Annotated in this window: 11 protein-coding genes and 1 tRNA gene; 6 read left to right on the top strand and 6 right to left on the bottom strand. The window is 44.0% G+C overall.

What is annotated here, in order from left to right:
- Positions 1 to 70 precede the first annotated feature (70 nt).
- The gene (locus ACTRWI_RS03600) at positions 71 to 469 is read right to left on the bottom strand and encodes a DUF2061 domain-containing protein (RefSeq protein ID WP_499129450.1); all 399 of its coding nucleotides are present in this window, start codon (positions 467 to 469) and stop codon (positions 71 to 73) included.
- 332 nt (positions 470 to 801) lie between these two features.
- Here ACTRWI_RS03600 and ACTRWI_RS03595 point away from each other — a divergent pair, with 332 nt between their 5' ends.
- Together ACTRWI_RS03595 and ACTRWI_RS03590 are read left to right on the top strand one after the other, a co-directional pair.
- The gene (locus ACTRWI_RS03595; RefSeq protein WP_499129447.1) at positions 802 to 1,974 is read left to right on the top strand and encodes a YjgN family protein; all 1,173 of its coding nucleotides are present in this window, start codon (positions 802 to 804) and stop codon (positions 1,972 to 1,974) included.
- Positions 1,974 to 2,975 carry a M48 family metallopeptidase gene (locus tag ACTRWI_RS03590; RefSeq protein ID WP_499129445.1) on the top strand — a complete coding sequence of 334 codons (1,002 nt, stop codon included), beginning with the start codon at positions 1,974 to 1,976 and terminating at the stop codon, positions 2,973 to 2,975. Before ACTRWI_RS03595 ends, ACTRWI_RS03590 begins: the two co-directional genes overlap by 1 nt.
- Positions 2,976 to 3,056: 81 nt before the next feature.
- Here ACTRWI_RS03590 and ACTRWI_RS03585 read toward each other — a convergent pair whose 3' ends face one another.
- From ACTRWI_RS03585 to pepA, 3 genes are all read right to left on the bottom strand, one after another.
- Positions 3,057 to 5,945: a valine--tRNA ligase gene (locus ACTRWI_RS03585; protein WP_499129442.1), complete on the bottom strand. Its 2,889-nt coding sequence runs from the start codon at positions 5,943 to 5,945 to the stop codon at positions 3,057 to 3,059.
- 102 nt (positions 5,946 to 6,047) lie between these two features.
- Entirely contained in the window at positions 6,048 to 6,497 is a 450-nt protein-coding gene (locus ACTRWI_RS03580; protein WP_499129441.1) for a DNA polymerase III subunit chi, read from the bottom strand.
- A gap of 99 nt (positions 6,498 to 6,596) precedes the next feature.
- Positions 6,597 to 8,117, bottom strand: coding sequence for a leucyl aminopeptidase (gene pepA / locus ACTRWI_RS03575; protein WP_004738667.1), 1,521 nt, complete (start codon positions 8,115 to 8,117; stop codon positions 6,597 to 6,599).
- A gap of 192 nt (positions 8,118 to 8,309) precedes the next feature.
- Here pepA and lptF point away from each other — a divergent pair, with 192 nt between their 5' ends.
- Positions 8,310 to 9,410: an LPS export ABC transporter permease LptF gene (lptF, locus tag ACTRWI_RS03570; RefSeq protein WP_499129437.1), complete on the top strand. Its 1,101-nt coding sequence runs from the start codon at positions 8,310 to 8,312 to the stop codon at positions 9,408 to 9,410.
- A gap of 3 nt (positions 9,411 to 9,413) precedes the next feature.
- Entirely contained in the window at positions 9,414 to 10,484 is a 1,071-nt protein-coding gene (gene lptG / locus ACTRWI_RS03565; RefSeq protein WP_499129434.1) for an LPS export ABC transporter permease LptG, read from the top strand.
- A 60-nt stretch (positions 10,485 to 10,544) separates the two neighbouring features.
- Here lptG and ACTRWI_RS03560 read toward each other — a convergent pair whose 3' ends face one another.
- Complete coding sequence (locus ACTRWI_RS03560; protein ID WP_499129431.1) at positions 10,545 to 11,021, bottom strand: RDD family protein; 477 nt, start codon at positions 11,019 to 11,021, stop codon at positions 10,545 to 10,547.
- A 194-nt stretch (positions 11,022 to 11,215) separates the two neighbouring features.
- Between ACTRWI_RS03560 and ACTRWI_RS03555 the strand changes: the two genes are divergently transcribed.
- Positions 11,216 to 11,300: transfer RNA gene (locus ACTRWI_RS03555), tRNA-Leu, on the top strand.
- Positions 11,301 to 11,751: 451 nt separating this feature from the next.
- Here the strand turns inward: ACTRWI_RS03555 and ACTRWI_RS03550 are convergent.
- A complete protein-coding gene (locus ACTRWI_RS03550; protein WP_499129429.1) occupies positions 11,752 to 11,976 on the bottom strand; it encodes a hypothetical protein in 225 nt (74 codons plus the stop codon).
- 466 nt (positions 11,977 to 12,442) lie between these two features.
- Between ACTRWI_RS03550 and ACTRWI_RS03545 the strand changes: the two genes are divergently transcribed.
- The gene (locus ACTRWI_RS03545) at positions 12,443 to 13,426 is read left to right on the top strand and encodes a restriction endonuclease (RefSeq protein WP_499129426.1); all 984 of its coding nucleotides are present in this window, start codon (positions 12,443 to 12,445) and stop codon (positions 13,424 to 13,426) included.
- Positions 13,427 to 13,589: the final 163 nt, after the last annotated feature.

The raw sequence follows: 13,589 nt of genomic DNA, 5'->3' as shown, positions 1-13,589 counted from the left end.
CAACTTTGTCAAGGGCAGCCATTTATTCACCAGTAGACTATCGACTTTTCCTTAGATATATCTCTCTACTTTAAGCGTGCTGGTGGTGACAGAACTGAGGAACATTGACCTCTGATTTACGCTGCCAAACTTTCTCATGAAAGTAGTAAGCGACTGTATTCAATGTTGGTTCTAACATCGCCATCACGCCGCCCACAAAGGCATCACCTGTCAGCAAGTAAATTACAGTAAAGGCAACACTAAAGTGAATCGTTGCAAAGCTGGCCGTCTTTAATTTGGTCATCCATTGACGAGCTTTAAGTGCTGGAACTTGTGCCCATGCCTTTTCATGAAAATAGAAAGCGAAGGTATTTACTGAAGGTTCGATCATGGCAATTAAACTACCAATTAAGATGTCGCCTGTCAGAATGTAAGCGACACTAAACGCGATAGTAAAATGAAGCGCTGCAAAGGTTAGTGTCTTTTTCATGATAATTACTCAATCGTTGATGTGTTTCGATAGATTTATTATTGAGAATAATTATCATTAAGTCTAATGGGAAGTTAATATTGTTTTGATAGGCAGAAACTATCAAAGAAGAACAAGCAAAAGGTGCCTTAAAAATAGTATGCGTTTATTAGTGATAAATACATCATTAATTCTTATCTAACTTATTGTGGTTATTTGTAAAAGTTATGATAGCTTCCTTTGATTTATTAATTCAGCTGATTGATCAGCATGGCGTGTTTCTATAGCGTGCTCTCTCCTAATGTGCACTTAGATGTACATGGTTTAATGATAAACGTCAGATGGAGTAAAAAATGGAAACCAAAGGGTTAGAAACTAAAGTTCACTTTAGTGGCAAAGGTAAAGAGTACTTTGGCATATGGATTGTCAATATCCTGCTATCAGTGATTACGCTTGGAATTTATTCAGCGTGGGCCAAGGTACGTAATAAGCGCTACTTCTACGGTCATACATCGATAGCTGGTGATAGCTTCGAGTACCATGGACAGCCAATGCAGATTCTTAAAGGCCGTGCTATTGCGCTTGTTTGTGTCTTAGTGTGGTCGATTGCAGAACAGTTTTCTCCTGAGCTTTCTTTGGGATTAATTGTGGCTTTTGTTCTGCTGCTACCATTACTCGCTCGCAGCAATGCACGCTTTGACGCGGCAATGACGAGCTTCCGTAATGTGCACTTTTCGTTTCACGGCACAGTTGCTGGTGCTTACTGGTCTATATTAGGTCGTGGCATGCTTGCCATGCTTGGTTTTGTTGCAGCTATGGCTGCCGTGATCTTTACCATGAGTCTTAATATGACTGCTGGTGTAGCAGCCATCCTTATACTCTTGCCTGCTTATGTCTACCTGCAGGCTTGGTCTTTGGTCGGTATGGCTAATTACTTCTCAAATGGCTACCGCTATGGTGAGCGCCAATTTAGCGCAGATTACAAAAACGCATTTTACTTCAAGACCTATATGATCGCGACGATAGCGTGGCTTGTTATCACGGCGGTTTTAGTCGGTGCCTTCTTTATGATGGCTGGCGTTAATCTGATGAGTAACCCAGAATCGTATCTTGATCTCATGGGACATAGTGATCTAGCCGTTATCATGATTGGCTACTACTTTGGCTTCATTGCTATCGGTTTAGCCGTAGGCGCGTATTTGAAAGTGCGTGTTCGAAACTACACATTCTCGCAACTGGTTCTTCAATCTAGTGAAGCTGAGAGTGAGCCTAAGTTTACTTTTGCTTCGACTCTAACGGTTAAGGGTTACGTCAGCTTGGTTGTGGTTAACTTCTTATTGCAAGTCGTCACGCTAGGTCTTGCTCGTCCTTGGGTTATGGTAAGAACGATGAACTATTTAGCAGACAATACCTCTGTTTACGGCGATCTCGAGTTACTGGTCGCTATTGATCAAGACTCAAATGTGAAGTCAGCGGTTTCTGATGAAGTTGCACAAGCCTTTGATGTCGATCTTGGTATTGGCTAATGCTATCCGGTGTTGCTCATCCGCCTCGCAGCTCTGAACGCTGTGAGGCAACATTAGAGATATCGCTCGACGATATATTGGTGATTAATGCCTGCAATCAACGCAGTTCGGCCAACGTTGCTGATGTGAAAATCAATGTCGGTGTTGGCTCAACGCCAAGTAAGATCGCATTTCCTGACGGCTGGCTGTTTGTGGCGAAACCGAGTGATGAACTGACAGCGTTTTTAAAACAGCATGGTCAGCACGATTCGATGGGTAAGCTAGAAAAGAATGTTACGGCGATTCTGCTATCTTGTATCGTTATATTGACGTTGACCATTGGAACATTCACTCACGGCATCCCTTGGCTAACAAATAAAGTGGTCACTTACCTTCCTGACTCAGCATTAAAGATGGTAGAGGATAGGGTGTTAGTCTCTTTGGATGAGCAATTGTTTGAGCCATCGAACTTAACACTGTCTCAGCAAATTATGATCCGCCAGCGTTTTGAAAGTCATTTGAGAGCGATCGGTATTGATGAGGACGTCCGTTTGCTGTTTCGCTCCTCTGAGCTCGGTGCCAATGCTTTTGCCTTGAGCCACAGTACTATCATCGTGCTTGATGACTTGGTAGCGCTAACGGAAACTGAGCAGCAATTAGATAGTATCCTAATGCATGAGTTGGGGCATATTGAGCAACAACACGTCATGAAAGCGATTGTTCGTTCTAGCTTGCTTTCACTCTCTGTCGCAATGTTGACAGGTGAAAGCACAGGTGTGATCGATAATTTAGCTGGAGTCGGGGTTTTCGTCGCCAATAATGGTCAGTCGCAACAGGCAGAACGAGAAGCGGATAGGTTTGCGTCGGATTCAATGTGGCAGATACACGGCACCAATCAGCCTATGATTGAGATGTTTGAGTTGTTACAAGAGAGCTCTGAAAATGAGGCTGAAATACCTGCGTGGTTAAGCACCCATCCAGAGTTAACCGAGCGTATAAGTTCGCTAAAAAGTGCTCATTAGCGATAAACGACAAGATCAAAAAAGGGCAGAATTATCTGCCCTTTTTATATGCTCGAGTTGGTAAGTTAATTAGCTAACCAATTACAGTGCAGCGATAGTCGCTTTCTGTTCTTCAAGCTTCGCTAGTGTCTCTTGGTAGCCAACTAGCTTCTCACGCTCTTTCGCGATAACCGCCTCAGGGGCTTTAGCAACGAAACCTTCGTTACCTAGCTTGCCTTCGATACGCTTGATTTCGCCGTGCGTTTTCTTCACTTCTTTATCAAGACGAGAAAGTTCTGCATCTTTATCGATAAGACCTGCCATTGGGATCATCAGCTCAGATTGACCCACTAGCTTAGTCGCACATGCTGGAAGTTCTTTGTGATCAAGAGATGCATCGTCTGCAAGAACTGTTAGGCTATCTAGCTTAGCAAGAGAGTTCAGAACTACCTTGTTCGCTTCGATACGCGCCGCGTCTTTCTCGTTAGCCACTTTGATCATCACTTCTAGACCTTTGCTAGGTGCAATGTCGTATTCCGCACGTAGGTTACGGATAGCAGTGATGAAAGTCTTAACCCATTCGATGTCTTCTACGATCTCAGCGTTGAAGTTCTCTTCGTTAAACTGAGGAAGCGCTTGAAGCATGATAGTTTCACCTTCAACACCGTCTACTAGCGGCTTAACGCTCTGCCAGATAGATTCAGTAATGTAAGGAAGCACTGGGTGAGCAAGACGTAGTGTCTTCTCTAGAACAGTGATCAGCATGTAGCGAGTTGCTTGTTGCTGAGCTTCTGTACCTTTCCATAGAACTGGCTTCGTTAGCTCTAGGTACCAGTCACAGAATTGGTTCCAGATGAATTCGTAAAGCGTGTTTGCTGCCATGTCTAGACGGTAGTTGTCTAGGTGAGCATTAAACTCTTTCGCTGCTAGCTCAAACTGAGATTCAATCCACTTATCTGCTAGAGAGAATTCCATGTTTGCACGGTCCTCTGCAGATAGTGACATGCCACAATCGTGCTCTTCTGTATTCATCAGTACGTAACGGCTTGCGTTCCATAGTTTGTTACAGAAGTTACGGTAACCTTCAAGACGCTTCATGTCCCAGTTGATGTCACGGCCAGTAGATGCCATAGCAGCAAGAGTGAAACGCAGTGCATCAGTACCGTATGGTTCGATACCGTTTTCGAAAGTCTTACGAGTGTTCTTCTCGATCTTCTTCGCTAGTTGAGGCTGCATCATGTTGCCACAACGTTTCTCTACTAGAGACTCAAGGTCGATACCATCGATCATGTCGATAGGGTCAAGAACGTTACCTTTAGACTTAGACATCTTGTCGCCGTTTTCGTCACGGATTAGGCCGGTAACATAAACTGTCTTGAATGGTACTTGTGCTTTACCATTTTCATCTTTGTTGAAGTGCATGGTCATCATGATCATACGCGCAACCCAGAAGAAGATGATGTCGAAGCCTGTTACTAGAACATCTGAAGGGTGGAATGTCTTCAGGTCTTCAGTTTGCTCAGGCCAGCCTTGAGTACCGAAAGTCCAAAGAGCAGAAGAGAACCATGTATCAAGTACGTCGTCGTCTTGGCGAAGAACAACGACTGGAGCAAGGTTGTTGTTTGCACGTACTTCTTCTTCAGTACGACCTACATATACGTTGCCGTCGTTGTCGTACCAAGCTGGGATACGGTGCCCCCACCAAAGCTGACGAGAAATACACCAGTCTTGAATGTCACGCATCCAAGAGAAGTACATGTTTTCGTACTGCTTAGGAACGAACTGGATGTCACCATCTTCAACCGCTTTAACAGCAGGCTCAGCAAGAGGTGCAGCACGTACGTACCATTGGTCAGTTAGCATTGGTTCGATAACCACACCACCACGGTCGCCGTAAGGAACGGTTAGATCGTGATCTTTGATCTCATCAAGAAGACCAAGTTCTTCGAATTCAGCAACGATCGCTTTACGAGCAGCAAAACGCTCCATGCCGTGGTACTTAGCAGGAAGTTCTGTAGAGTAAACATCGCTAGCTTCACCGTTAGTGGTGAATACTTCAGCCGCATCACGGATGTCTGCGTTGAACGTTAGGATGTTGATCATTAGTAGGTTGTTACGCTTACCAACTTCGTAGTCATTGAAGTCGTGCGCAGGCGTGATTTTCACACAACCAGTGCCTTTCTCCATATCCGCGTGCTCATCGCCTACGATAGGGATTAAACGGTTAACGATAGGAAGTAGGATCTCTTTACCAATAAGATCTTTGTAACGTGGATCTTCTGGGTTTACTGCAACACCAGTATCGCCAAGCATGGTTTCTGGACGAGTCGTCGCAACAACAATGTAGTCTTTACCTTCAGCGGTCTTCGCGCCGTTTGCTAGCGGGTAGCGGAAGTGCCACATGTGGCCTTTTTTGTCTTTGTTTTCAACTTCAAGATCAGAAATTGCAGTGTGCAGTTTTGGATCCCAGTTTACTAGGCGCTTACCACGGTAGATTAGGTCATCTTCGTATAGGCGAACAAACACTTCTTGAACAGCGTTAGATAGGCCATCATCCATAGTGAAACGCTCACGGTCCCAGTCTACCGATGCGCCTAGACGACGAAGTTGCTTAGTAATTGTGCCACCAGATTCATTTTTCCATTCCCAGATCTTGTCGATGAAAGCGTCACGACCGTAATCGTGCTTAGTTTTGCCTTCTTCTGCCGCGATCTTACGCTCAACAACCATTTGAGTTGCGATACCAGCGTGGTCAGTACCCACTTGCCAAAGCGTGTTCTTACCTTTCATACGCTCAGCACGGATTAGAGTATCCATGATAGTGTCTTGGAACGCGTGACCCATGTGTAGGCTACCAGTGACGTTCGGTGGCGGGATCATGATGCTGTAAGCTTCTTTTGATGTGTCACCGTGTGGCTTAAAGTAGCCTTTCTCTTCCCAAGTCTGATACAGAGCTTGTTCGATTGATGTTGGGTTGTATGTCTTTTCCATAGTGCTCTTAAACGGATACTGTGAATGGTTAATCGTGGTCAAACTTCATAAGTGAAGCTTCTTGAATCTAAATTCAAAGATAGCTTTATCTATGAGGTTTGACTATGGATGTTGAATCTCGATAGTCTGCAGCTGATATCCAGCCTGACGGTAAATTTTATACCTTTCTCGAGCGAGTTGCTTAGCTTTTTCTTCGCAAGGGACGAAGTCTATCACCTGAGCAAAGGCGTTCGCAAAGGTTGTATGATTATCGGCCAGATTAATTACTAGCTGACGATTCCAATTGTGCTTTACACCTTGGTAGCCAATCTCAATGTTGGTTGAATACTTCGGGCCTTCGCCAACCAAGTTATGCGCAATAAATTCACTGGGATCGACTTGCCAGAAAAATTCTGCGATACGCTCGGCATGGGCTTTGTCATTACAGTTGAGATAAAGTTTAGCGCCTTGTTTTGCAAAGTGCTGAGCAAGAAACAGCACATAGTTAGTGAAACCTTCTTCACTGGCTTGTGGGCTGTCTGATGACACTATGTAAAACGTAGCTGTCTGCATACTTGATACTCGAACTGAAAATTGTGGCAATTTATCTTACTTGGTCAACAGGCCCTAACAAATAGCGCTTATTAAAAAAGGGCCCGTAGGCCCTTTTTATTATTTTGAAGATTGCTCTTCAGTCTCTTGGCCGCTGCGGTTCAATAAGAATTGGACTAACATTGAGACAGGACGACCTGTCGAGCCTTTTGCTGCGCCAGATTTCCAAGCTGTACCTGCTATATCTAGGTGAGCCCAGTGATATTTCTTAGTGAACTTAGACAGGAAGCAACCAGCAGTGATAGTACCGCCTGGGCGGCCGCCGATGTTCGCCATATCTGCGAATGGGCTGTTTAGCTGCTCATGGTACTCGTCTGCCATTGGTAGACGCCATGCTCGGTCACTTGCTTGCTCAGATGCATTCACAAGTTCGTGAGACAGTGGGTTGTGGTTCGATAGAACGCCACTGATGTGGTGACCTAGAGCGATAACACATGCGCCTGTTAGTGTTGCAACGTCAACCACACAATCTGGTTCGAAACGCTCAACGTAAGTTAGCGCATCACAAAGAACCAAGCGACCTTCAGCATCAGTGTTTAACACTTCAACTGTTTGACCTGACATCGTCGTTAGGATATCACCTGGGCGGTAAGCATTGCTACCTGGCATGTTTTCACAACCAGCAAGAATACCTACAACGTTGATTGGCAGGTTCAGTTTAGCTAGCGCTTTCATAGTACCGAATACAGACGCAGCGCCACACATGTCGTACTTCATCTCATCCATACCTTCGCCAGGCTTAAGTGAGATACCGCCTGAATCGAACGTTAGGCCTTTACCAACAAGTACAATCGGTTTTGCATCAGAATCTGGTGCGCCCTTGTACTCCATGATAGACATCATAGATTCGTTCTTTGAACCACGACCGACCGCTAGGTAGGAGGTCATGCCCAGTTTTTCCATCTCTTCTTCGCCGATGATCTTAGTCGTTACGGTTTCGAAGTCGTCAGCTAGACGACGAGCTTGAGATGCAAGATATGCTGGGTTTGCGATGTTTGGTGGCATGTTGCCAAGGTCTTTAGATGCTTTCACACCTGAAGCAATCGCAAGACCGTGAGCAATCGCTTTTTCACCTAGGCTCAGTTCACGACGTGTTGGTACGTTGAATACCAATTTACGTAGTGGGCGACGAGTCTCTGGCTTGTTGCTCTTGAATTGGTCAAACGTGTAAAGACCATCTTTAGTCGCTTCTACCGCTTGACGAACTTTCCAGTAAGTATCGCGGCCTTTAACGTGCAGTTCTGTTAGGAAACATACTGCTTCCATAGAACCAGTTTCGTTTAGTGTGCTGATGGTTTTCTGAATAATTTCTTTGTATTGACGTTCGCCTAGCTCACGCTCTTTACCACAGCCTACAAGTAGAACACGTTCTGAAAGTACACCAGGTACTTGATGCAGTAGTAGCATCTGGCCAGGTTTACCCTCTAAGTCACCGCGACGAAGCAGTGAACTAATGTAGCCATCACTAATCTTATCTAATTGCTCGGCTACTGGAGAAAGGCGGCGCGGTTCGAATACACCGACAACGATACATGCGCTGCGTTGTTTCTCTGGGCTGCCACTTTTTACACTGAACTCCATGCGTACTCCTACATCCTGAAGACAAATCGAACTAAATGTTAGATAATGAGTTCTTACTTGTTGGATCCTATAATGGAACTAACCTTAAAGAAGAACGCTAACACTTAGTTAAAAATTTAAAAAAATAAAAGGTTCAACGGGAAATTATAGTGATTCAATCAAAAAAACAAGTTTTGTATAGGTAATTTGAGCGTGATTATTGTTAGATATTTGATCCGCGAGACAATCAAGAGCCAATTTGCGATCTTTTTTGTTCTCTTTCTCGTGTTTCTCAGCCAAAAATTTATCAGTGTGTTAGCGGACGCCTCTGATGGTGCTATTCCTGCGAGTCTAATTTTGTCGATCGTTAGCCTTAATATGCCTGCGATGGGCTTATTGATGCTTCCGCTCAGTATCTATATTGGTATTTTGCTTACTTTTGGGCGTCTTTACGCTGAAAGTGAAATAGTGGTCATGAACGCGACCGGCATCGGTAACAAATTCCTGATTCAATCGGCGCTGTACTTAGCTTTGATTACCGCATCGGTTGCTGCTTTTAACTCATTCTGGTTATCCCCTTGGTCGCAAGACAAGGTTGAACAGATGTATGAGGAAGTGGCCGCAGAGAACAGTGTTGATTTGCTACCAAAGGGTAAGTTTGAAGGAACGCCAGACGGTTCGTCTGTGGTGTTCATCGATGATATCGACGGTAATAAGCTAGAAAACGTGTTCGTTGCTCAAATGCGTCCACGTGATTCCGTGCTTCCAAGTGTTATGTATTCGAAGTCGGGCGATGTAAAAGAGCTCAGCGACGGTCGCCAAGTTATCGTGATGTACGATGGTACTCGTCATGAAGGTGTTCCAACTCGTCTTGATTATATGGTGACACACTTCGAAGAGTATGAAGGCTTGATTGGCCAGCGAGAAGTTGCGAAGAAAGGTCGTGATTGGGAAGCGATTCCGACACTTGATCTTATCGGCAATCCAAATAATAGCGCAAAAGCTGAATTGCAATGGCGTATTTCATTGGTACTCTGTATTCCATTGTTGACCATGCTTGTTGTGCCACTCTCGGCGGTAAACCCAAGACAGGGACGCTTCGCTAAAATTGGTCCTGCAATTTTGATTTATCTGACTTACTTCTTGGCAATCAGTGCAACTAAGTCAGCAATAGAAGAGGGCAGTATCCCTGAAGTAATCGGCATGTGGCCAATCAATGCGTTGTTGTTAATTGTCGCGATTGGTGCAAACTTTATGGATAGCGAGCCAGTAAGGCGTTTGAAAGAAAAATTCAAGAATAAGAGGTTGGCTTAAGCCGTGTTTAAGATTCTCGATTTATATATAGGCAGAACCATCATCGCAACTACGTCACTAGTATTAGTGACGTTTGTTGGCCTCTCAGGCATCATCAAGTATGTAGAGCAGTTGAGAAAAGTGGGGCGTGGTACCTACGATTTACTCCAAGCTCTGTACTTTGTTTTGTTAAGTATCCCGCGTGATATCGAAATGTTTTTCCCAATGGCAGCTTTGCTTGGTGCATTGATCGGATTAGGTATGCTCGCTGCGAGCTCTGAACTGGTAGTCATGCAGGCGGCGGGTTTCTCTAAGCTAGATATCGGTTTATCGGTACTTAAGACTGCGATTCCATTAATGATAGTGGTGACGCTATTAGGGCAGTGGGGTGCACCTCAAGCACAAAAGATGGCTCGTGACTTAAGAACCATATCGATTGCAGGGGGGAATATCATCTCCACGCAAAGCGGTGTCTGGGCTCGTGATGCCAATGATTTCATCTTTATTGTCAAAATTGATGATGACAAGCTATATGGCATGAACATGTGGCGCTTTGATGAAAATAAGGCTTTGAAAACCGCTATCTATTCTAAAGAGGTTGATTACGTTGGAGATAACGTTTGGACGATGAAAGATGTTGTCGTCACTTCGTTTGAAAATGAACTGCAGATAACGAAAGAGAATTTGCCATCATACACTTGGAAAACATCACTCGCACCAGACAAACTTGCAATCGTGACCGTGAAACCAGAAGAGTTGTCATTGAGTGGGTTGTATGATTACGTATCTTATCTGAAAGCGTCAGAACAAGACGCGGCTCGTTACGAACTGGCGTTGTGGAGAAAGATAACCCAGCCAATCTCTATCGCGGTGATGATGTTGATGGCGCTGTCATTTATCTTTGGTCCGCTGCGTAGTGTGACCATGGGGGCAAGGATCCTATCTGGTGTTATCGCGGGCTTTACCTTCTATATATCTAGTGAGTTCTTTGGTCCAGTGAGTTTGGTGTATCAGATACCTCCGGCCTTTGGTGCTATAGCCCCGAGTGTGGTATTCCTCGGAATAGCCGTGATGCTCTTGAGGCGGAAGTTATAAATGAAAAAGGAAGGCATAACGCCTTCCTTTTTTGTTCTTGGTTGCAGCTGTTTAGAATCGCTATCGCGCTTGAGGTAATACAACCACTTCTGTTTTCGCCCAGATATCGTGAAAGCCACGTTTTTGAGGATCTAATGGAACGCATAGATTGGCTAAACCAAAACCAGAGGTTCCTAAGCGAATAAGAGCTTGAGTGACAGTAATCGCAGAGCCATCTTTGTTCTGAACGCGAAGTTTCCATGCTCTCATTCCCAGGGTTTGACCAGCTCGAGTCCAGAAGAACACAAAGAAGTAAACCCAAACCGCCATTAGATAAAATGTGTAAACAGGGCTCCAGATAGGATGGTTGGTTAGGAAGTCACTGACATCGGCATAACCACTGTGGTCAAAAATGCCAAGAGCCATAAGCGCATGCAGTAAAGCGATTATGACGCCAGCCGCCATCATTTCAATAGCGATTACGATTAAGGCGTCATAGAATAAAGCACCGAATCGGCGCATCACTCCTGCTGGTGGCAGTGTGTTGGTAGATGTCATGGTGTTAATACTTCTTCAAAAATTTAGGCATCAGAATATAGTTTAAGGCTGATCGTGAAAAGAGACATAACGCACAGCTTATGACTTAGTGGCGAAATTATCGGCAAACACACGTGAATTCAAGTTTTTATACTTGCCACATCAGCTTGCATACGTATAATGACAAACATCGAAAGGGCAATGCCCACGATAATGCCGGTATGGTGAAATTGGTATACACGACGGATTCAAAATCCGTTGCCTTCGGGCGTGGCGGTTCAAGTCCGCCTACCGGTACCATATTCAATATGACAAAGCCTCGACTCACGTCGGGGCTTTGTTGTTTCTAGGCTAATCAAAAGCTTAGCTTAGTTTTCCTTTTCTGTTATCAGCAAAAAATCTCTCCAAATCGACTCACTTTATAAGCCTTCAAACTCTGTCCATGGTGCATCTATGGTTCATCGCATGTCGAATCTGTGCGCAAGGGAATCCTAGTAAATCCAACAAATGCAAACTTCTGCAATCTTGCAAGCCAGTATCTCCAAGGGCTGTCGAGTCTGAGAACCATGGTACGACCATGGTGACTTTACGGTGCTATGGGGTTCTGGCTTAAAGAAAAGATCGTTTTTATGAATTGGCGCTAAAGCCTTATCGGATGGTGGCTGATGAGTAGTGTGTGATTAATTCGTTGGGGATATACATTAACAACTAATCACGCACTTTGGCAGAACTTACTAATTTAAGTTGAAGGTTAGCCTTCTTTACCAAACCCAGAAAGACTAGATGTAATTTCAGCAGCACTTTTGTCGCTAAAATGCTCGTCAATATAATGATCAATCTTATGAGCCATAGCGATATCGGTTGCTCGTTTAGCCTGTTCTACCGTGAACCCATCTCCGATATATGTACTCATTAATTCTGTCGAGCTTTGCCCTACGTTTTTGCTGAATTGTTTAATTCCCTTTGACATACTCATGCATACTTTCCTCAAGCTTGGACACCGAACTTTAAGTCTAGATGGTTTTATTAAATTTGCTTGCCTTACTCTAGCTGGTTCCCTGCCCCCTACCGCTATTACTAACCCTCAATGGGTTAATATCGCCGCTACAACCCCAGTGAGTGACTTTCTGGCTATTGCCCTGCGGTAACAGTCGCTGACTACTGAGTGAGGTGTCACCGTAGATCTAAACCAATGATGCTGGTGGAAATGCTATGTAAGTTATGCGTTTTGATTGAGGTGGTGGTATCGGTGGCTAGTTGATTGTATGAATGTGGTGGGATGAATTGAGAGCTAGGCTTCGGATAGGATATTGATATTAAATATATAATAACCAGTACAACAGCTTGCCGTAGGCCGCTGTTGTACTGGTTATTATTAATATGTTGGTGGTTCTTGTAGTGAAGTTCGGTCTGCGAGTTCTCATGAACTTTAAGGGGAAAGTGTGAGTAAGATAATTTTGGTTCGAAGCCCAAGTGAATTGATTTCTAAAAATTTAGCTGGGTATGGGTGGGACTGTATTGAGATGTCGTCTTTCTGCGACTTTAAAGATTTAATGAAATACGTTGAAGACGAACAGATCAACCTTGGTCGACAAAGAAACCAAATCTCTCGATTTTTCCATGCTAAGCCTGGAGATATAGTTGTAGTTCCTGTACATCGCGCGATAGTTGTTGGGATTGTTCGAGAAGGTAAGTCCTATGATGAGAATGGGGGTTATGGCGCAAACCGTATTAATGTTGACTACTTCAAGGACGAAAATGGTTTAGCTATTAAGATTCCACGTTCAAAGTTATCTCAGGCATTGGAAAGTCGATTGAAAATCAGAATGACAATTGCCTCTTTGAATGAATTCTCCGGTGAGATTGAAGGGTACGTAGCTCAGTTAAAAGATAACAACCAAGTTTGTTTTGATAGCATTTTTCAGCAGCAGAAAGATAAACAAGTTGCTGACTTTAAAGAAACATTACTTGCAAAGCTTAGAAGCGGTACAACTACGTTAGAAAGTGGTGGTTATGGCTTGGAGAGGTTGGTTAAAGAGCTTATGGAGTTGGAGGGATATTCAGCTCATATCGCTGCTAAAAATAAGACCTCAGACATTTCTGATGTTGATATTGAAGCAAGTCGCACTGACCCTGTATCGAGTAACCGAGTGTTTATCCAAGTTAAGCACCATAGAGGTGAAACTAGTGGGTGGGGAATTCGTCAACTTGCGGCTATCGAAGAAGATGAGCATGTTGATAAATGGCTCATTACAACAGCTACTGTGGCTGACTCTACCTTAGAATTTGCTAAGCGTGAAAATGTTTCTGTGATGGACGGTGAAAAACTCGTTGATTGGATTTACGATAGAGTTGATGAGCTGTCACCTTCCACCAAAGAGCAGCTGGGTATTGGGGTAATGCCTCAAGTAATTTTTCCTAGTTAATGCTGTTTAATTATAAAATAACGACTTCCATCAATTAGTCATTTGGGATTTAAAAGGTGTGTATTGGCTGTTATTTATGTCTTTGTGATTTATGTAGATGGTGCAGTATTAGATGCTGGATTGATGTATGTCTGGATGTCATACTACGACCATATGAAACATC

It is taken from the genome of Pseudoalteromonas sp. G5_S1_14_S5 (assembly GCF_054968605.1).
The sequence above is the reverse complement of the archived record's forward strand: the minus strand, read 5'-3'. Positions and strand labels throughout refer to the sequence as shown.

Excerpts from the sequence above, each read along its gene's own strand:
- ACTRWI_RS03600 (WP_499129450.1), bottom strand. The coding sequence starts at position 469 with ATGAAAAAGACACTAACCTTTGCAGCGCTTCATTTTACTATCGCGTTT.
- ACTRWI_RS03595 (WP_499129447.1), top strand. The coding sequence starts at position 802 with ATGGAAACCAAAGGGTTAGAAACTAAAGTTCACTTTAGTGGCAAAGGT.
- ACTRWI_RS03590 (WP_499129445.1), top strand. The coding sequence starts at position 1,974 with ATGCTATCCGGTGTTGCTCATCCGCCTCGCAGCTCTGAACGCTGTGAG.
- ACTRWI_RS03585 (WP_499129442.1), bottom strand. The coding sequence starts at position 5,945 with ATGGAAAAGACATACAACCCAACATCAATCGAACAAGCTCTGTATCAG.
- ACTRWI_RS03580 (WP_499129441.1), bottom strand. The coding sequence starts at position 6,497 with ATGCAGACAGCTACGTTTTACATAGTGTCATCAGACAGCCCACAAGCC.
- pepA (WP_004738667.1), bottom strand. The coding sequence starts at position 8,117 with ATGGAGTTCAGTGTAAAAAGTGGCAGCCCAGAGAAACAACGCAGCGCA.
- ACTRWI_RS03560 (WP_499129431.1), bottom strand. The coding sequence starts at position 11,021 with ATGACATCTACCAACACACTGCCACCAGCAGGAGTGATGCGCCGATTC.
- ACTRWI_RS03550 (WP_499129429.1), bottom strand. The coding sequence starts at position 11,976 with ATGAGTATGTCAAAGGGAATTAAACAATTCAGCAAAAACGTAGGGCAA.